This is a genomic window from Arenicella xantha, from assembly GCF_003315245.1.
Lineage (GTDB): Bacteria > Pseudomonadota > Gammaproteobacteria > Arenicellales > Arenicellaceae > Arenicella > Arenicella xantha.
In genome coordinates this window covers 650,383-670,097 of record NZ_QNRT01000002.1, presented here as the reverse complement: position 1 = coordinate 670,097, position 19,715 = coordinate 650,383, and the positions used below count along the sequence as shown (strand labels likewise).

At 46.7% G+C, this 19,715-nt stretch carries 16 protein-coding genes; 7 read left to right on the top strand and 9 right to left on the bottom strand.

Going from position 1 to position 19,715, the window contains the following annotated elements; translation table 11 throughout:
* Positions 1–259 precede the first annotated feature (259 nt).
* Positions 260–463: a nitrate/nitrite transporter NrtS gene (gene nrtS / locus DFR28_RS20160; RefSeq protein WP_425455478.1), complete on the bottom strand. Its 204-nt coding sequence runs from the start codon at positions 461–463 to the stop codon at positions 260–262.
* A gap of 324 nt (positions 464–787) precedes the next feature.
* A complete protein-coding gene (locus DFR28_RS08710) occupies positions 788–1,852 on the bottom strand; it encodes an energy transducer TonB (RefSeq protein ID WP_113953945.1) in 1,065 nt (354 codons plus the stop codon).
* A 360-nt stretch (positions 1,853–2,212) separates the two neighbouring features.
* Here DFR28_RS08710 and DFR28_RS08705 point away from each other — a divergent pair, with 360 nt between their 5' ends.
* The 4 genes from DFR28_RS08705 (at position 2,213) to arsJ (ending at position 5,921) form a co-directional block, all read left to right on the top strand.
* Complete coding sequence (locus DFR28_RS08705) at positions 2,213–2,548, top strand: metalloregulator ArsR/SmtB family transcription factor (RefSeq protein WP_113953944.1); 336 nt, start codon at positions 2,213–2,215, stop codon at positions 2,546–2,548.
* 32 nt (positions 2,549–2,580) lie between these two features.
* Positions 2,581–3,609: an ACR3 family arsenite efflux transporter gene (gene arsB / locus DFR28_RS08700; RefSeq protein ID WP_113953943.1), complete on the top strand. Its 1,029-nt coding sequence runs from the start codon at positions 2,581–2,583 to the stop codon at positions 3,607–3,609.
* An 82-nt stretch (positions 3,610–3,691) separates the two neighbouring features.
* A complete protein-coding gene (locus DFR28_RS08695; RefSeq protein ID WP_113953942.1) occupies positions 3,692–4,696 on the top strand; it encodes an ArsJ-associated glyceraldehyde-3-phosphate dehydrogenase in 1,005 nt (334 codons plus the stop codon).
* 10 nt (positions 4,697–4,706) lie between these two features.
* On the top strand, positions 4,707–5,921 hold the full coding sequence (gene arsJ / locus DFR28_RS08690) for an organoarsenical effux MFS transporter ArsJ (protein ID WP_113953941.1): 1,215 nt from the start codon (positions 4,707–4,709) through the stop codon (positions 5,919–5,921).
* A 36-nt stretch (positions 5,922–5,957) separates the two neighbouring features.
* On the opposite strand, the gene DFR28_RS08685 is transcribed toward arsJ, so the two are convergent.
* Positions 5,958–7,472, bottom strand: a complete 1,515-nt coding sequence (locus DFR28_RS08685; protein ID WP_113953940.1) for a LytR/AlgR family response regulator transcription factor — start codon at positions 7,470–7,472, stop codon at positions 5,958–5,960.
* Positions 7,473–7,697: 225 nt separating this feature from the next.
* Between DFR28_RS08685 and DFR28_RS08680 the strand changes: the two genes are divergently transcribed.
* Positions 7,698–9,137, top strand: a complete 1,440-nt coding sequence (locus DFR28_RS08680; RefSeq protein ID WP_113953939.1) for an alpha/beta fold hydrolase — start codon at positions 7,698–7,700, stop codon at positions 9,135–9,137.
* An 81-nt stretch (positions 9,138–9,218) separates the two neighbouring features.
* On the opposite strand, the gene DFR28_RS08675 is transcribed toward DFR28_RS08680, so the two are convergent.
* The 4 genes from DFR28_RS08675 to DFR28_RS08660 all read right to left on the bottom strand — a co-directional run bounded on the left by DFR28_RS08675 (position 9,219) and on the right by DFR28_RS08660 (position 13,879).
* Positions 9,219–10,259 carry an energy transducer TonB gene (locus DFR28_RS08675; protein WP_113953938.1) on the bottom strand — a complete coding sequence of 347 codons (1,041 nt, stop codon included), beginning with the start codon at positions 10,257–10,259 and terminating at the stop codon, positions 9,219–9,221.
* A gap of 58 nt (positions 10,260–10,317) precedes the next feature.
* Positions 10,318–10,836, bottom strand: coding sequence for a hypothetical protein (locus tag DFR28_RS08670; protein ID WP_113953937.1), 519 nt, complete (start codon positions 10,834–10,836; stop codon positions 10,318–10,320).
* A 407-nt stretch (positions 10,837–11,243) separates the two neighbouring features.
* Positions 11,244–12,074 carry a class I SAM-dependent methyltransferase gene (locus DFR28_RS08665; protein WP_147250966.1) on the bottom strand — a complete coding sequence of 277 codons (831 nt, stop codon included), beginning with the start codon at positions 12,072–12,074 and terminating at the stop codon, positions 11,244–11,246.
* 122 nt (positions 12,075–12,196) lie between these two features.
* Positions 12,197–13,879 (bottom strand): aminotransferase class V-fold PLP-dependent enzyme, encoded by a 1,683-nt coding sequence (locus DFR28_RS08660; RefSeq protein ID WP_113953935.1) that lies wholly within the window; start codon positions 13,877–13,879, stop codon positions 12,197–12,199.
* A gap of 166 nt (positions 13,880–14,045) precedes the next feature.
* Between DFR28_RS08660 and DFR28_RS08655 the strand changes: the two genes are divergently transcribed.
* On the top strand, positions 14,046–14,510 hold the full coding sequence (locus DFR28_RS08655; RefSeq protein WP_211316932.1) for an Lrp/AsnC family transcriptional regulator: 465 nt from the start codon (positions 14,046–14,048) through the stop codon (positions 14,508–14,510).
* A gap of 132 nt (positions 14,511–14,642) precedes the next feature.
* Positions 14,643–16,154, top strand: coding sequence for a multiheme c-type cytochrome (locus tag DFR28_RS08650; RefSeq protein WP_113953934.1), 1,512 nt, complete (start codon positions 14,643–14,645; stop codon positions 16,152–16,154).
* 69 nt (positions 16,155–16,223) lie between these two features.
* On the opposite strand, the gene DFR28_RS08645 is transcribed toward DFR28_RS08650, so the two are convergent.
* Together DFR28_RS08645 and DFR28_RS08640 are read right to left on the bottom strand one after the other, a co-directional pair.
* Complete coding sequence (locus DFR28_RS08645) at positions 16,224–16,949, bottom strand: alpha/beta hydrolase family protein (protein ID WP_113953933.1); 726 nt, start codon at positions 16,947–16,949, stop codon at positions 16,224–16,226.
* Positions 16,950–17,481: 532 nt separating this feature from the next.
* A complete protein-coding gene (locus DFR28_RS08640) occupies positions 17,482–19,050 on the bottom strand; it encodes a lytic polysaccharide monooxygenase (protein WP_113953932.1) in 1,569 nt (522 codons plus the stop codon).
* Between the last annotated feature and the right edge of the window lie 665 nt (positions 19,051–19,715).

Genomic DNA, 19,715 nt, shown 5'->3' with positions numbered 1-19,715 from the left:
TATGCTGCATTGCTTAGCTTCAATTACTTTTGCAATTTGCTGTCTTGAGCCGCGGCGTGTAGTCAGTCGAAAGTTGCGAACGGTGGTTTTGTAATAGGTGGAATGTTAGTCATTCAATTTTCCGCACTAATTGATTCGGGCTCACTTTTTGAAAAATAACGGCAAGACAGCTTTTCAGGGCCAGCTGAATTCATCAAAACTAAGAGTGCTAAGCGATAGGTATTATTCATTTGCTTAATGCAAGTGTTGCGAGTCAAGGTCATGGTTGTGGGGCGTCTGAATTTCTTTCTCTTATCGCACCTACTGCAGACCATGTTGAAACACCGTAAGGTACCAAATAGGTAAGAAAAATTTTGCACCAGTCTTTAACCGAGAGTGATAGGCTAATAATCTTCTCACTGTGATTAATTAATGCCAAAGTTGTTCCAACAATTAGGGCTACTTTTATAGCTCGTGTTACCACTGTTTTGGTCAGTGCGACTGACCAAAAGCTCGGTTTTACTTGCGCATCGCTCGACCTTTTCAAGCAATACCTCGTCCAGCGCACGGGTAGTGCGCGGCAAATTGCAAACTTATCATAAGACACTTACCAAACATATTTTGAGTCACCATAGCGTACCGACCAGCTTGTTGCACTAATCAGAACTGCCTGCCGGTAAGCGATTGCTGAAAATACTCGTCCTTACATTATCAAGAGAGAGTAAGGAAGCGTTGATGTTGTGAAGATGCGACCGTTATTTCTAACTTCGGTCGCTACTCCTCACAAGTACTTGTGTATCAAACCAGCTTATTGCTGTAATACGCTTACTAGTGTGTCTGGGGCGCCGTTTAATTGCATTTCACATTCTCCCCAAGCGGCAGGGATGTCGTATTGAGCTTCGGGGTTATACTCGAAGCGAGCAAAGCGACGCTCACAGCGGATTAGAAAGTTATCAACACTGCCAGTGACTAATTCAACCACAAAAGATTTCTTTAATAATGATAGAAAGGCTTTGCCGTCGGGCGTCAAAGTTACTCGGCGTTCTAGAACGGAGTCACTCTGCTGAATCTGTTTGATTTTTTGCATATAACTCGAAAATGCATTGCTGACGTCGGAGTTGGTAGCGGAGAACTCGCTATATTTTTTGAGCGCCTCTGCATTGTGACCTAAATCGAGCATCAACTTAAGAATCGCTAGCTGGATAGTGTTTTTGGTTTCATCATCCAGCGCTCGCTTACCTCCCCATTCTATATTTTCGAACATCATGACTTTTAGTAATGGCTCCAGCTGTTCTTCTTTGCTGCCGAACTCAACTGCGAGATAGTAACGGGCCAATTGCGTATGCACTTCAGTGAAGAAAGTTTTGTATCGTAATCGGTGTATTTTATTGAGTGTGTGTACAGCCTTTCGATGGTTGGGAGACTCCTTATTTAGTTCCTTTCGCAGTCGATTGTAGAGACTCATGTAGCCATCTGGCGCGTCCATAGGGTTAACAAAGCCTCTTATATTGGCAATTTTAGAGTGGTCAAACTCGACTCGAGCTACTTGGCGAGATTCAACGGGCTCAGCATTTACCGTAGCTGGTTGGTACCGATAGGTTTCAATAGTTTTGATTGCTGGTCCATTAAAGAATGACCGCGATGAGCGCAGCACTTCGATTTCTTTCGGCTGACCTGTCTTATCGACCATAAACACCAGCTCAGCAACGCCACTGTCTATTCTTGATGGCCAGATACCTTCATATAAGTTTTCCGACACACTGCTTTCAATCACCTTAGCCGGTACAAACTCTTGTGCCTGAACGGCAATAGCTATTAAGGTGCTGAGTAGGCACGCGAATAGAGTTAAAACGTTTCCGATATTTTTTTGCATGTTATCTCATCTTCTTATTATGTAAATAATGAATAGTTTGTTTGAGGTCAGTATTTGATTGTAAAGGCGCAATTTATCATGGGGCCTAATGTTTTGAAAATAGCGGCTATAGGCGCCGATATCTACGCGTTGCTCGCTTACACATTACGGGCGCTATTTAGGAAAAGCAGGTGCGGCCCAGCTCAGCATAATGGCTGGCGCGAATATACACTGACGGTAGTCGTGTGTGATGGAATTCTAGGCGCAATGCTTGCTTGTTTGCGCTAACAGCTAACTAGTTTGAGTCTCGTTATCATATTTACTTGCATTACCTATTTAATATATTAATATATGGATATCCGTATATAAGAATATAAAAACATGATTAATCCTTCCCAACTATTTAAATGCTTGGCTGACGAGACACGTCTTCTCGCGACATTGTTGATTTATAAAGAAGGTGAGTTGTGTGTTTGTGAACTGATGGAAGCAATGGATGACAGTCAGCCCAAGGTATCTAGGCATCTCGCGCAGTTACGTGCATGTGGGCTATTAACCGATCGTCGGCAAGGGCAGTGGGTTTATTACTCGTTAAATAGTGATTTGCCAGAATGGGCGGTCGGTGCCTTAGATGCCGCATGCGTGGGTTACCGCAAACCCTTAGACATTGCCCTCAAGACCTTATCTACATCAAAGGAACGCCCTAACCGGTGTTAACAGCCCATAAACAAGGATAATGAGTAGTGGAAATGGGTAACTTTGAACGTTATTTATCTGTCTGGGTGGCGTTGTGCATTATTGCTGGAGTGCTACTGGGTAACTTAATACCTGAACTATTCGTGTTCATTGCGTCATTGGAATGGGCACATATAAATTTTGTGATGGCTGTTTTGATTTGGATAATGATTTATCCGATGATGGTGCAGATCGATTTTTCAGCGATAAAAGACGTTGGTCGTAAGCCTAAAGGGCTGGCACTAACCTTGGTTATCAATTGGTTGATTAAGCCATTTTCAATGGCGGCATTGGGGTGGCTATTTTTTAACGTGCTCTTCGCGTCGATGGTCGCTCCACAAAGTGCCAATGAGTACATTGCTGGGATGATACTGTTGGGAGTTGCACCGTGCACGGCAATGGTATTCGTTTGGAGTCAGCTCACTAAAGGCGACCCAAACTACACACTCGTCCAAGTGTCGGTCAACGATGTCATTATGATTTTCGCGTTTGCGCCGATTACTGCTTTGTTGTTAGGCGTTAGCGACATATCGGTTCCTTGGGAGACATTGCTTTTTTCCGTGCTTTTGTACGTCGTGTTGCCTTTAGTTGCGGGAGTTATTACGCGTCGCCATCTGCGCAGCGAACCTAGCGAAGACCGTATTGAGTCTTTTTTGGCTAACGTCAAACCTTGGTCGGTGATCGGTTTACTGGCTACTGTGGTTCTTTTGTTTGGTTTTCAAGCTAAGTCGATTTTGGCACAGCCGCTCACCATTGTGTTGATCGCGATCCCGTTACTGATACAGACATATGGCATTTTTCTAATCGCTTTTGTGGCGGCTTTGATAATTAAATTACCGCAAAACGTGGCGGCACCAGCGTGTCTGATTGGTACGTCTAATTTCTTTGAGCTCGCGGTTGCCGTGGCTATCTCCTTATTTGGCTTACATTCGGGGGCGACTCTAGCCACTGTGGTCGGCGTGTTAGTCGAAGTTCCCGTCATGTTGTCTTTGGTCTACTTTATCAATAGAACGAAACATTGGTTTCCGGTAGCGCATGAGTAAGCGAGATGGTTTGCAACAAGAAACACATTACTGACTGCGAACATTTTAACTTTTAAACAACATTTTCTAATGTGAGGTATGCATGACTATTAAAATCGGTATCAATGGTTTTGGCCGTATTGGGCGACTGGCGCTTAGAGCGGCATATAATTGGCAAGATGTTGAGTTTATTCAAATAAATGACCCCGCTGGAAATGCCGAAACCTTAGCGCATCTTCTAAACTTTGACAGTGTCCATGGGCGTTGGGAACACGAGGCATTGCATGACGGGAACTGCATTGTTATTGGTGAGCATAAGTTATCAGTCACTCAGAATCGATCGATTGAAGACACCGATTGGTCTGGTTGTGATGTGGTGATAGAAGCGTCGGGTAAAATGAAGTCACAAGCGGTGTTAAACGCGTATCTAGAGCAAGGTGTAAAGCGAGTGGTGGTTAGCGCACCAGTTAAAGAAGACGGTGTGTTGAATATTGTGCTTGGTGTCAATGATCACCTTTACGATGCTAAGGTCCATAACATTGTCACCGCGGCGTCGTGTACCACTAATTGTCTTGCCCCAGTGGTCAAAGTGATTCACCAGAATTTGGGGATTAAACACGGGTCGATGACAACGATTCATGACATTACTAACACACAAACTATTCTTGACGCGCCACACAAGGATCTTCGCCGCGCCAGAGCTTGTGGGATGAGTTTGATTCCAACCACCACTGGGTCGGCGACGGCCATAACGCATATCTTTCCGGAGCTAAAAGGCAAGCTAAATGGCCACGCGGTGCGCGTACCATTGGCTAATGCTTCGTTGACTGATTGCGTTTTTGAAGTCGAGACAGCGACCAGTTCAGAGGCGGTAAATCAATTACTTAAGGCGGCGTCGGAAAACGACTTGGCCGGTATTCTGGGCTTTGAAGAGCGACCATTGGTGTCGATAGACTACCGTACGGATCCACGCTCGGTCATCATCGACGCGTTGTCGACAATGGTGGTCAATGATACTCACGTAAAGCTCTATGCCTGGTACGACAACGAATGGGGTTACGCTAACCGTACTGCCGAGATTGTTCGAATGGTTGGGCAATCAATTTAGGGTTAATTTTATGGCGCTGTTTCCAAATCTGTCGTCGGAGTTAAAGCAGTATCTAGTGGTCACTGGAAACTACTGGGCGTTTACGCTGAGTGATGGTGCGTTGCGAATGCTGGTGGTTCTCTATTTTCACCAGCTCGGTTTCAGCCCATTAAAGATCGCAATGCTGTTTCTTTTTTATGAAGTCTTCGGCGTGATCACCAATCTGGTAGGCGGTTGGCTAGGCGCAAGGCTTGGTTTGAATACCACCATGAATATCGGCTTGGCGATTCAAATCGTTGCCTTATCGATGTTGCTGGTGCCGACACCATTTATGACTGTAGCATGGGTGATGATTGCGCAAGCCTTGTCGGGCATTGCCAAAGACTTGAATAAAATGAGTGCGAAGAGTGCTATTAAGAACCTAGTTCCAGCCAATGCCGAGAGTGTTCTGTTCAAATGGGTCGCGATTCTTACGGGTTCAAAAAATGCACTCAAAGGCGTGGGATTCTTTTTGGGTGGGTTTCTGCTCACTGCTTTGGGGTTTCATGACGCGGTGCTCGCGATGCTGGTGGGTTTGTGTGTTGTGTTCTTGTGTAGCTTGATGTTACTGAAAAGCACTGTCGACGCGGCCGCCGCAAAGCCTAGATTTTCTGAGATCTTCTCGAAAAGCCAATCAATCAATACCTTGTCTGCGGCAAGACTTTTTCTATTTGGTGCGCGTGATGTTTGGTTTGTCGTCGCTTTACCGGTGTATCTTACTCAGACGTTGGGTTGGCAGCATTGGTCCGTTGGCACTTTCTTTGCCAGTTGGGTAATTGGGTACGGCCTTATTCAGTCGCTGGCGCCAATTATCACGGGAGCGACTTCAGGCGATACCCCTACTGGCAGCAGTGCGACTCGCTGGGCCTTGGTGCTCGCAATAATAACTGGGCTGATTACCGCAGCGGTCTACAGTGATTATCATACGTCTTCCATCTTGGTCGGTGGACTGATGTTGTTTGGTGCGGTATTTGCAATTAATTCATCGCTTCATAGCTATTTAATCGTGAGCTATTCGCAAGCGGAAAACGTGTCGATGGATGTCGGTTTTTATTATATGGCTAATGCGATGGGGCGCTTAATAGGAACCGTTTTGTCCGGTGTGGTGTTTCAGCTGTTCGGATTGGCCGCCTGTTTACTTATTTCATCGGTATTCTTGTGCATTGCCGCATTGGTGTCGCTGAGACTCGATGGCAGCGAGGCTTAGTCTATTCTTCAATTTAAATCACAGAAATAGTGAGGGTTACACCGCCACTAAGCGTTCGCGTACGCTTGGCATTATTCGTCGACTGACCGGAATAGTGTCGTGATTGCTGAGCTCGATTGCGCCGGTGCCAGATGGTTTACGTTCGATTGACACAATTTTAGTGGTGTTCACAATGTACGAGCGATGTACTCGAGTAAAAGTTGACGGTAAGGTTTCCTCTAAGTCATTTAGTTTGTCGTTGTGGAGCACGCGTTGGCCGCTGTCGAGCACTAACTCTACGTAGTCTCCCGCGCCTTTGCAGTAGGCTATATCATTTATCGAGATCAGCTCCGTTTTGTTAGCAGACTTGATACTCAAGGTGGGGCTGTCAGTATCAAGCCGATTTTGATCTACGATGAACTGAAGTTTATCGGCGCGCGCCTTTTCGGCAGATCGTTGTTCGCGTGCCCGAGTGATCACGCTGCTATGTTGAATAAATAGAAACAGGATGAGAGCCGCAACCAGATAGAAATAGTAGGTATCGAGAAACTCGCCGGGGGACATCAGTATTGCTACTAAAAATAGCCCAACTCCAGCTGCAATTGCCCAAGCGCCAGGTGTGTTACGGCTGACGTTATACACCGCGACGGCTAAGCTAAATACACATGGCACGCCCAGCGCAAGCGCCGACTTATGATCAAATCCAGGTGCAACGATCAGCACCAAAATTGTGGCGCTGGCGGCCACGCCGAAGCTGGCTTTGGGATATGGCGCGCGAAGTGTAATCAGTACATGCGCCAGCAGACTCAAGCCAAAGCACAATGAGCAAATCAGAATAATCATTAGTCGAATGTCGTGTGCCGGGTAGGGATAAGCAACAAGACCTCTTATTACCTCGGCGCACAACTGTATGCTGGTAAACAGTGCCATGGCGGGCAGCAAAAAGTGTGGCATCTTGGTTTCTTGTTTGACTGCCAAGACCCCAGAGTAGAGCAGACCTAGGATTAACACGCCGAGTGGTAATAGGGTTTTCCAATAGTGATTTAGGAGTGTGTCAGTTGGGCTCGCGTAGGGCGCTAGACCCAAGTAATGCAGAGGGTAGGCGAGCTCGAAATAACCATGGTGGCTCGAAATTCGAAGATCTAAATGGTTCTCGCCAACTCTTAGGAAGTTTTTCGGTACGTACCAAACTGCATCCATCGAGCCTGGTATTTCACTCGCTTTATTGGTGCCTGGCTCACCGTTTTGCCCGACTAGATGATCGTTTACATAGCTATAGCTGGCGACTTTCCCTGAAATGAACAAACCTATAGGCAAAGGTTGGCTGAGCTGAGCTTGGTCAAGTGTGACGATGCGTCTAATCCACAGTGAGTGATCGGCCGGAGCAATGGAATAAAAGTCAGCGACATGACATAGCGTCGACCCGAAGTCGGGCAGCACTTCATTGGCGCCGGTGTCTGGACAGACAATCACATTCTCGTCGATAGTCCCCAAGGTTTGCGCAGCGGTAGTTGGTGGTACTCCACCGAATGCCAATATTAACCAAAGAGAGCTTGCTAGGTGTTTAATCATGAGCCTACTTTACTCGTCGGTGTTGATTTAAGCATTACCGTTCGCCGATTTTTTGCTGCCGTTTACCGATGTGGCGGTAGTTAGCTGAAACCGTTTACCGAATAGCTAGGTACATTGAACGGTCTCTTTGCTGGCTTGACCGCATGCGATGATAGCGTATGCCCTACGATATTAATTTGGTGGCAATTCATTGAACAGTCCACCGACGCTACTTGAGGCATTCCTATGATCAGAATTTTATCTATCGCTTTACTACTTACGCTCGTCCACATGCCAAGTTTCGCGGCCACTGAGCAAGCCATTACGTTTACATCGTCCGACGGACAAAGTACTGACGCGTTCGAGGGCCAGCTAATGGTGCCTGAAAATCGAGCAAATCCAAACAGTCGGCAGATTACAATTCACTATGTGCGCTTTCCTGCGACCACTAAGAATCCGGGTTCTCCAATTATTTATTTGGCCGGAGGGCCTGGTGGTTCAGGTATTCGAACTGCAAAAAATAGACGCTTTGAGCTTTTTATGGCAATGCGAGCGCATGGCGACGTGATTGCTTTAGATCAAAGAGGTACCGGCGTAGAGAGTGACAGATTGCACTGTCGCTCGTCGCTTCAATTGCCGTTAGACGGTTCTTTGGCCGAGCCCGAGCGAATAGAACTGAAGCGTAAGGCGTTGACTGAATGCTTGAGCTTTTGGCAGCAAGCCGGCGTCGATATTTACGGATATACAACGCCTGAAAGCGTCGCAGACATTGAAGATCTACGTCTGCATCTAAATGCAGAGCGTGTCAGTTTATGGGGTATATCATATGGTTCGCATTTGGCTCTTGCGGCGTTAAAGACCATGAGCGATCGGTTGGATCGCGTAATAATTGCAACCGTTGAGGGCTTAGATCAAACGATTAAACAGCCGGCTCGCACCGATCAATACTTTGATAGATTGCAGCTCGCAATTAATACTAAAGCGTCGTTGCGCGAGCAGTTTCCAGATATCAAGGGAATGATGCGACGAGTCCACGCTAAACTTGAAAAGACACCGTTAAGTTTATTAGTACCTACACCAGCGTCGACATCGGCATCAACTAATGGGGGCATGCTTGATCTTAAGTTTGGTAAATCCGATATGCAGAGAATGGCGTCGGTCATGATCTCCGATCCGCAGTACGCATTGCAGCTAATGCAGCTGTATAATGCTATTGAACAGGGCATCACAGAGCCGTTAGTGCAAGTACTGCAAATGTTTGGCGATCTCGAAGCGCCGATTTCTTATAGTGCAATGGCAACCGGAATGGATCTGGCGTCGGGCCAAAGTCAAACGCATTATGATTTGGTTATGCGCCAAGCTAAAACCGCTTTGCTTGGATCGCAACTCAACGGTAGCATCCATTTAACCGATGTTATACCGGACATAGATTTGGGTGACCAGTTTCGTGAGGCGCCGGTCAGTGAGGTACCGACCTTGGTGTTGCGCGGAACCCTTGACGGACGAATCTATCTCGATAGCCAGCTCGAAGCCACCGCTGGCTTGCAGAACCGTAAGGTGGTTACTGTTGTTAATGCTGGGCACAATTTGTTTAAAACGTCGCCTGAGGTGCTTTCGGTAATGCAGGCATTTATGCGCGGCGAGACGATTGGCATTGACGAAATCATTGCTCCTTTGCCTTGGTAAATTAGAGCTTTGAGAAGCGGGGGCAGGCTGGTTAACGCCCCCGCGACGGTGGTCTGAAAGTCTATGAATTGTTTGCTGAGTCTAGAGTTGTATCAACTGCGCGCTGCTTCCCTCTTTGCCTAGAATTTGCACGTGGCATGCTCCCCAACTCTCAGGTATCTCGAACTCGGACTCAACACTAAATTTAAATTCGGAGAACTTTTTTTCGCACCTAACTTTAAGGCTATCAATCTTACCTGTGACGTTGTCAAATGTTAGTTTGCGCTTTGACACCGGCAGAAAGGTATAACCACTTTCACCGATAAAAATCGGTCGTGTGTACGGTTCGTCGCTCACCATGGCTTGTCTAATTTGATCAATTGTCGGTCCAAACTGGGCCATAAACTGGCTTCGTGGATTTCTATTTAGTTTCCTTAGTGCAATGTAATAAGCTTCCATGGCTTCTCCTTGGTAGCCAGCGTCGATGAGCAGTTGCAGCAAGATTTCTTCTGCGTTCCTACCATTCAACGCAACTGGCATTCTGTCGCTGGAGAGAATCACTTCGCGCACTGCATAGATCTGCGCATCACGATCGAGGAAACGCTTGGCGTATTTGTATCTCGCCGCCGACAAAAACTCATAGCCTAGCGCTGATCCATGTTTGACCCCAGCGAGTTTCTTTAATAGGGTTTTTAAGCGCTTTTGATCGGGTTCTTCCTGAATGATTTTTTCGCCAAACTCCTTATAAAGTTTATTAAATAGGGTCGTTGAGACGCGTGGCGATCGTTGGTCATAGCCAATATTAAAACGAAAACGTTCACGGATCACTGAGTCGATCGGCTCGCCATTTATCGAAGCGGGTTCATAGCGTCGGTGTGTCAGCCATTTCAGAACGGTTTTACGAAATCGAGCGTTATTGATTTGCTCGATCAAGGGTTCGCTCACGGTTCCATCCTTGTTCACCATAAAGGCAACATTCACTCGCGCTGTACGAGCCATTCTTACCTCAGAGCCTGGATACGCAGAAAATGTTTTATCTGAACCAGGGACAAATTGCGGTGGTGTTATGCTGTCTGCCTGTGCAGTAGTTAGTGCTAGTAAGGTGAATAGTGCACAATAAAGACGGCGGCCGTGGTATTTCATTCGGAAACTCCATTTCGGTAGTGTTGAGGAATAATTACTAATGCAATTACAATCTGTGTTAAAAAATTTCGTTATTTCTAATCGGGTTTTCAATCGGCAGCAGTTCAATTTGAAAGGTCATTGCACACGGAACTCCGGAGCATAATGCTGGGTCGAATTGGATTTTGTGTAAAACCGTCGCCATATATCTTACAATTTCAGGCCTTACCCATTCTTTTGTTCGAACCTTTGTTGCTCTGCCATCAACGCCGATGTCTGCGAGTAGTAGCCCTGAGGTATCGTCGCCGAACCAGCGAAACTTGTTAACATACGGCTTAAGAATTTTGATGACTCCTTTTTTGGGGTATGGAGGCGTGTCGCCTTCGTTCAAATTTGGGTAGCTCGCCCGAACAATTTGTTTTTCAGCTTCAGCTAAGCGCGCATATTTTTTCTTTAACGAGACTGGCCATGTATACACAACCTCGCGAAATTTTGTTCCTTCTCTTTTGTCTCCATAAATAAAATAGTCACGCGCATTGACTGTGGTTATGCAGAACGCACTGACTATTAAGAGACTGAACAAGCTGATTTTTGACATTATAATTTTGGATTCTGAAACAAGTAGTGAATTGCTGTGTTGTCGTGCCGTAGCCGAGCTAATGCACAATAGAGAGTGAGAATTCGCGTATTCCAATCCAGTAGTAGATTGACATTGAATGGATTGCTAATAACTGAGAGCTCAAGCTTATCGGTTAGTTCTAGGCTTGTATGTTAGTTAATAGGGCGGGGTAAAAGCAAATATTATAAATTTCGCACGGCATTGACGGGCTACTAGATTGGTCGCAGTTCAAATAAACAGGTTTAATGCGTGAGGGTACTGCGTGCCATTTGGTCGCTCACACACAAGTATCGATTAGTTTTATTCGGGTAGCTGCCGAGAGCACGCATACCTTGCGCCACTCTCGGCATGATAATCAATGGCGACTCAATGAGCCGTTATTCACGCTAGTTTTTTGGTTTTTTGAATCTAAGCGTCATACGGTCACTTTCGCCGATGGCTAGATACGTCTCTCGGTCTTGATCGCCTAAGCTCAGAGTTGGTGGCAAGCGCCATACACCTTCATTATTGTCTTTCAGGTCTTTGGCGTTTGCGTTGATTTCAGACTTTCCATCTAGTACAAACCCCGCTTTTTCTGCGGCTTGAATGATTCGGGATTCGGGTACATAACCCTGCTTGGCCCATTCAACAGCATCACCGCCTTCTGGTGCTCGGTGTTGTACTACTCCAAGTATGCCGCCGGGTTTAACAACCTTATAGAAGTCAGCGTAGACATCGTCAATTAGACCTTCTCGAACCCAACCATGGCTACTTCTAAAGGTCAGCACCATATCCACTGAGTCTGCTTGCCACAGCGTGCGTGATTGCGGTGGTGAGTAAGTGGCGACCTTTACTTGTCCGTATAAGTCGGGTTGTTTGATGATTTGTTCTAGTAGCGCTTGGTGTTGGCGGTAGCGATATTTTGGCTGACCTTCAACCGTGACGTCGTAGCTGCCGGCAATGTAGGTTCCGGTATCACGTAACGCCGGAGCCAGAATTTCGGTATACCATCCGCCGCCTGGCGCAATTTCCAGCACGGTCATGTCTGCGTTCATGCCGAAAAAATCAAGCGTTTCAATTGGATGGCGATAGGTGTTTCGCTCTTTGTTCTTGTCGCTACGATGGTCGCCCAGCATAGCCGTTGACAGTTTGGCACTTAGCTCTTCGTCCATGGCGTTTACCAGTTGACCCGAGAGTATCGAGCTTACTGCGAGGAGTGTGATTAGGAGTTTTTTCATAGTTTAATAATCCAGATTGTGAGAACGGTTTATGGCTAGTAATTCAAACCCGAGATTATGCCTTTAACCGTGTCGATTATCTGCAGTGCTCGTGACCGTGGATTGACTTTATTCATCGATTTTTAAGATGCAGTTAGTTCAATCTCCTGCGGTAACACAAACCAACGCAATGCTTCTGTGCTCTCGGGTAGCGCTAGCTGATGGCGGGTTTCGTTGGTGCGGTCGCGTCTCAATTCTATACTTGCTTGCTGTAGGTAATCTGTTAATTGTGCTGATTTAACCTTCCGCTGCATAGGCGTGATCATTGCATCTGAACAATTAAAGTCAAGATCATCAAAGCCAAGAGGAAGTCGCCGAGTTTGACCCTGATAATTCCAGAGTCCTCGCTCGGAATCATAGACGTAAAACGGAAGCAAACGCCATGCATGGTCTGCCACGAGTTCCACGGCGCTGACGATATAATTGAATGTTGTTTCGTCAATAAAGTAGTTGAAGTTGAGTCTGACCCAGCCTGGACGCAGAATTTTTTGACCCGCGACTAATTGGCTTTCGATCTCTTTGCTATGGCTCATACTCAGGTCGAGCAGATGATGTGCATAAGGGCCAGCGCATGAACATCCGCCACGAGACTGGATTCCAAATAGGTCGTTGAGTACTGCCACCAGAAAACCATAATGCAGCTGTCTTTGTTGATGGCTGACCGTAAACGAAACAATCGAGAGGCGCTTGGCCGAAAGGTTGCCCAAGAGTTTAATGTTACCGTGTTTTTGCCAACGAGCAATCGCGCGCTCTATGAAATTTGATTCAAGTTTTTTGATTAGGTCAGTACCGACTTGTTGCTGCAACTTAAAAACTAGACCGGCACGCATGGTTTCCACAATAGCCGGTGTGCCACCTTCTTCGCGACGTTCAAAGTCGCTGGTGTAACAATGATCATGAGGTGTTACATAAGTCACCGTACCTCCTCCCGAAACGGCGGGAACACGGTTCGTTAGTAATGTGTTTTTTATTACCAGAACGCCGGGCGTGCCTGGGCCGCCAACGAACTTATGTGGCGACAGAAACACCGCATCTTTACTGGTATCTATGCTGGCGGTCTCTTTGCCTTGCACGTCGATCGCCACATAAGGGGCAGCGGCGGCGTAGTCCCAGAATGCAAGTGCGTCATGTTCGTGCAGGAGGGAGCTAATAGCATCCACATCGCTTATTATTCCTGTCACATTGGATGCGGCCGAAAAGCTGCCAATTTTTAACCGTCGACTTTGAAAATAGCTGAGACGTTCGGCTAATACCGCTTGATCAATGCCTCCTTGTTCATCCAGCGGTATCACCACCAATTCAACCAAGCATTCTCGCCACGGTAGTTCATTTGAGTGATGCTCGTAGGGGCCAATAAACACCACTGGCCGCTGCTCGTCGGGAATATGCTGATCAAGTTGATAGCGTGCATTTAGGTCAGCGGGTATTCGCAGATTTAATATCTCGATTAACTTATGAATGGCTGCGGTAGCACCAGAGCCACAAAACAGTATGCTGTAGTCTGACGATGCATTTAGCGCCTCTCGTATTTCATTACGTGCCTGCTCTCTAAGTTTTGTGGTAACGGCGCCGGTGTGCGACGTTTCAGTGTGAGTATTGGCGTAGTAGGGTAGTACGCGGTCGCGAATCAGATTTTCAATGAATTCTAGTGAGCGCCCAGAAGCCGTGTAGTCAGCATAGATCAGAGGCTTTTCACCAAATGCCGTGTCGATCAATATGCCGTCGCCAATCACTGATTGACGTATATTCTTGAGAAGTGTGCTCATGCTAGTTGGCGAAGAAATGAATAATGTTGTGCTAAATGATAGAACTTACGCTGCACAATAGTGTTCCGAATATGGTTTGATTTTTGCGGTAAATCGGAAAGAAATTCCGTTTTTCTCCTGTAATATGTGGGTAATTCTGAGCGCCACATTGACCGAGTAAAGCACAGTGATAAAACTCAATAAGACCGATATTTTGATACTCTCCTTACTCCAAAAAGATGCCTCAATGTCGGTTGAAGCGATCGCCAATAAAGTTGGTATTTCCAAATCTGCATGTTGGCGTCGAATTCAAAAATTTGAAGCTGACGGGGTAATACAAGGGCGGTACACGGTTCTTGACCCACAGAAAGTCAACTTAGCACTAACGGTTTATATCTCAGTGCGCACTAATCAGCACGATGACGACTGGTATAAGGAGTTCAAAGAATTGTCGGAGTCGCTGATTGAAGTGCTTGAGGTTCATCGTATGAGCGGCGACCTAGACTACCTACTCAAAGCAGTGGTGGCTGATATGGCTAGCTATGATCGACTCTATAAGAAATTAGTGAAAGCGAAGTTGCTCGACGTAAGCGCCGCTTTTGTAATGGAGACCTTGAAACAAACTACTCAGTTACCGTTGACGCCTAGCTAGAGCCGGGTAATTAAGTCTAGCTACAATTGAGTTAGTTTTACCTGAGGCAGCTGAACAGGGAACTATATTAGCTGTTCGTTTTTTGACGTTTGCCCATTAGTGCCGCTATGATTGTTGTATGAGGGATCACACTTGAAAATACGCTTGGTGCAGGCGATCGGTGCAGGGCTTGCAATCACCTTGATACTGCTTGGTTTGGCGGTGTGGGTTTTGCACGATGACTACACTGAGGTTTACCAATCAAGCTACATAGGCAGTGATGTGTGCGGTGGTTGCCATGTGATTAATCATGCTGCATGGAAGCAATCGCCACACCACAAAATTACGCAAGAGCCAAACGTCGATACGGTAGTCGGTGATTTTAACAATGGCCAATGGTTATTGCCTGAAAAAGACCGTAAAACGCCATTAGACGACTTGCCCGCGATTAAAACATATACGCAAGGCGATAGCTTTTTTATGGCACTGCGTTATCCAGGGCGCGCCCAGTATTACCCGTTTAAAGTTGACCGTGTGGTTGGTTATCAGTATCGCCAGACCTACTTAACCCAAGAAAGAGGCGGTGTACTCAGGCGACTGCCGGTGCAATGGTCGGTTAGCCGCGGTGACTTTTTCTCATATTGGAACGAGCAAGAAAAAAGTCAGCATTCGGTGCAAGATTTATGGGAGCAAATGCAGCCGTTAAACTCAGCATGGAACTTGTATTGTGCGCGCTGCCACACGACTAACTTAGATGTGCTGGCAAAAGACCCTGCTCACACCATAGCGAATACTAATTGGACCGAGCCAGGAGTTGGCTGTGAGACTTGCCATGGCCCCGGTAGAAAACATGTTGAGTACATGGGAGGCAAGCCTACCAACCGCCTAATGAGTTTCTTTAATCAAATACTCAATGAAAAAACTGCGCCGTACATTATGAATGCTTCGAGTTTGGACAAAGGTGTTGCGCTTAGCGTTTGTGCTCGTTGTCACGGCTCCGACATAAAGCGCAAGCGCATGGACCTCTATCGAACTTATGAACCTGGGTTTGATCAGCATGGTCGTTATAACGATTTGTCTCGGTACTTTACTGAAGCAAAGCTAATACCCGGTAGTAATGCCCCAACTGTTGAAGTCTGGAAAGACGGCCGTCCGAAAGGTCTGGGTATGTTGTTTCGTTCTTTCGCCGACTCACGACACTATGCACAAACGGATATGCGCTGTTACAGCTGCCACGACGCGCATAATAATAAGCTTGAGGCGGCTGCTGGACTAAAAAGTGCTTCTTTTGCCAGCAATCAGTTTTGTTTAGATTGCCACGCTGATATTGCTAGCGACCAACTAGCGCACACTAAGCACGCGGCTGGTCAAGCCGGTTCATATTGTTATGATTGCCACATGCCGAAAAATATTGCGAATGCGGTTGCCGGCGATGTTCACTATGTGCGGAGTCACAATATGGGTAGTATTCCTAACCCGTATTTAAGTATTCGCTACGGTGTTGAAAATTCACCGAATGCTTGCAATGACTGTCATCAAGACCGTGCTCCTGAGTGGGCACTGAAGAAACTGATTGAATGGCAACAAACTAGCCATTTGCGCGACTCGACACTGCATCCTAATCGCAATGCCGAGGCGGATGTTTTTCATATTTCGGACAATTAACAAGATTATAGGTAGACCCGAATTTGCATTCGGTTCTGGCCAGAATCGCTCGTTTCTGCCTCGACCTGATTAATTCAAGCTTTTATCGAAGAAAGCTAGCAGTTTTGTATACATATCTTTGCGCTTATCGACATTCCACAAACCGTGCCCACTGTCGCCATACTCAAGGTAGGTGAATTTTTTATTTGCATCCTCGAGCGCTTCGCGTAACAAGTCGGCATGCTTAATCGGCACTCGACGATCCTCAGTGGCGTGAATGAGCATGATTTCGGCTTTGATCTTGTCTGCATGGTTGACAGGCGAATACTCGGCAAGCTGCTTGTCATTGCGTCCTATCACTTTTTCTAAATAACCTACGCCGCCCCAATTACGCGGAATATCACTATCAGAATACATCGTAGGTAAATCGTAGACCCCAACATAACCTACCGTGCAGCGATACAAGTCAGGTGCTCTGATGGCTGCCATAAGTGCAGCATAACCACCATAACTAGCGCCATAAATACACATTCGGTGTTGGTCAACTTGGCCAGATTCAGCAACCCAGTTAGTGGCGTCGATAATATCGTCGATCATCTTGCCGCCCCATTCCTTATACCCAAGCTTTTCAAAGGCCTCGCCGTATCCACCGCTGCCTCGAAAATTCACCTTGAGTACTGCATACCCACGGTTTGCTAAGAGCTGTGTTTCTTCGTCGAATTGCCAATGGTCGCGTACGCCATGAGGGCCTCCATGCGGAATTACTATCAATGGCGGCGACTGGCGTGAGTTGCTTGATGGCAATCTAAAACGCATTAGCTCTCACCAATATTGAGGACAGTGGTGGGCATGCACTGAAGAGCCCCGATCCTTGGCAAGCGCAAAAAGATACTAGGCAAATCTTCGCTAGTCAACCTTAAAGAACTTCTAAGTATTCTTCGTTAAATGACAATGCAGGTCGTGAATGACCGGCGTGGCTTGGAGAAATTGATAGTGCCTAGTTAATACTCATTTGGATCTTGGGCTATGAGAAGTTATCTGAATTGTTTTCTAGCACATTTATTGACGTGTCTATTTTTAATGTGTCTTTAGGTAGTCAACGGTTCACGCAAGTCGACCTTTTTGAATTATTAATATGATTAGCGTCGCTAATTTAGTGGGTCGATGCTGAGAGCTTACCTTGAGTCAGGTTAAGTGCATTTTCGAACTTTATACACGCTGCGGGACTGGGGCTGGTTTGTGTGAGTTGTGTGACCTGGCAAGTGCCCACAATAATAGATTGAGTTTAGTAACCAAGCGCAGAAGCATGTGCTTCTGCGCCTAATTACAAAGCTAATAAAATTACTGACTAATTACACACGTCACCAGTTACTGTTACCGGCGCCGTAGAGCCGCCATGTGTGCCTTGAACTCCGAAGGCTACTGTTTCGCCTGGAGCGACAGAGCCGTTCCATGCAATGTTGCTAGCCGTGTAAGGACCACTGCCGACTAAGTTGGCATTCCAAGCGCTAGTCACTGCACTACCATCGTTGTAATTCCAGCTTACATTCCAGCCGTCTACGGTTGTTGTGCCACGATTTATGATTCGAATCTCAGCAACAAATCCAGAATTCCATTGATTTGAGATAACGTATTCGCAGCTGACATCGCCGGTACTGGGTTCTGAGGTGACGGTGACAGCTTTGGTCTGCGTGGCGTTGTCTTGCCCATCGTCCACCGTGAGCGTCACAGAGTAGGTGTCGGAAGTGGCGAAAACATGTGATGCGCTTGCTCCGGAGGCGGTTTGCCCGTCGCCGAAATTCCACGTATAGCTCAGGGGCTGAGGTCCGTTGTCAGGGTCGGAAGACGCGCTAGCATCAAAGCTTACACTTAGGTTTGATGCGCTGTAGCTAAAGTCTGCCAGAGGCGCCTGATTGCCTCCAGTAGACTCTTCGTTCACGGTAATGCTGACGGTGGCGGCAGACGAGGCCGCTCCATCATTATCGGTAACACTAAAGGTGAATGAATCAGTGCCGAAGTAGCCTACAGTTGGCGTGTAAACTAAGTTAGCTCCGCTGCCGGTAAGTGTTCCATTGCTTGGTCCCGCGACAATGGTATAGGCGGTGATGGTACCGTCGCTGTCACTGCCCATTAACGTAATTGGCACTGATGAGTTTTCATCAACCGACACGTTTTGTGCGGTTGCAACTGGCGAAGTATTGTTGCCGGTTCCGCCTCCAAAACTGACGTCGATGCAGCCATGAAAGCGTTCGTACGTGAAATAGTTTCGGCCCCATTCGCCATAGATTACATGTCTACCATTGCGGTTCGGCAGTGTGCATGAGGTTTTAAAGGTCGTCGCGCCTTTATCGGCAATAACATTCGGGTTCGCGTTGGGAGTTGCATCGTTGTAGGTTTGCTTGCAAAACGGGGTCGTTTCAAAATCGTTCCATGTGAGTGGTGTGCCGACTTGGTATTGGAATCCTGGTTTGGTGATGTAGTAAACGAACTCTTCGGTGTCATCAAAATGTGGGCCCCAAGAAATATTCCAAGTGATATCGAACGCTCCAGCATTTACCGAGCTGGTTGGCCAATTCAAGGGCAAGTCCCATGGTGTGGTATTGCCATTGTTGTAATTGTCCCAAGTTTCACTATCAAACCCGCAAACATTGCTCGGTAATGGACTTACCCCTTGGCGTCCGACATCATGGCTTAGTACGCTCATAAATTGGTAGCCACCATTCTGATCATTGGCGAATGCTGCGACACAGGCCGGTTCGGTTGCGTTGTGGGGCTTCTGGTCTTCAGGTAAGCCGCATCGCGCATTACGAGCGGGCGGGTCGACCATGAGGCCATGTGCGTAGGCTTGCGTGCTCGAGAAAAAGTAAGATAGTGTCGAAAATACTAAAACAAGTAGGATTTGAATAAGTGATTTCATTGTTGGCTCCTTAGTGGTGAATTATTGTTAGCAAACAACTAAAGACGCAAGATTGAGCTATGCTGGATTGGTGCCGGAATAACCAGCGCCATGTGATGATAGACAGTAGGTTCTAAAATCACCGCTAAGCACACACCTTCGGTCGATTGCTCTCAGTTTGGACTAGAGTTGCTAACTCCTGACCAACTGACTGCTCGTAAGCCTTGAGCGAGGTGCCGAGATATGCAAGGTAATCGTTTACCAGGCTGGGCCGCAATCTACCACCGATTCCTCGTTTGTGATTTAGCAAAAAGAGGTGAAGTGTGAGTTGATGCCGTTTATCGGCAGCATATGGTCGACTAAGACATAGATCCGAAAGTTTGAACTCCCGTAGATCGCATACGCAATATTAGAATCGCTTTGGGCTTACGCTTTTTAGTCGGAAGAACCCGACTTCTCCGAAAACACAGGAATCAAGTATTTAACGATACCAGCTTGCTTACTGATGCAAATACTTGATGTTATTGTGTTTTTCCTCTCAGCTATTATCTTAGATGAGAGTTGGCAACAAAACAAGTGTCCAGTTACTGATTTGAAAAGCAATATTGCGTGATGTGTCGAGTTTGGGCGATTACACGAAGTCAGTTTGATGGATATCTTTCATCGCCGCTAAAAATCTAGGCGCA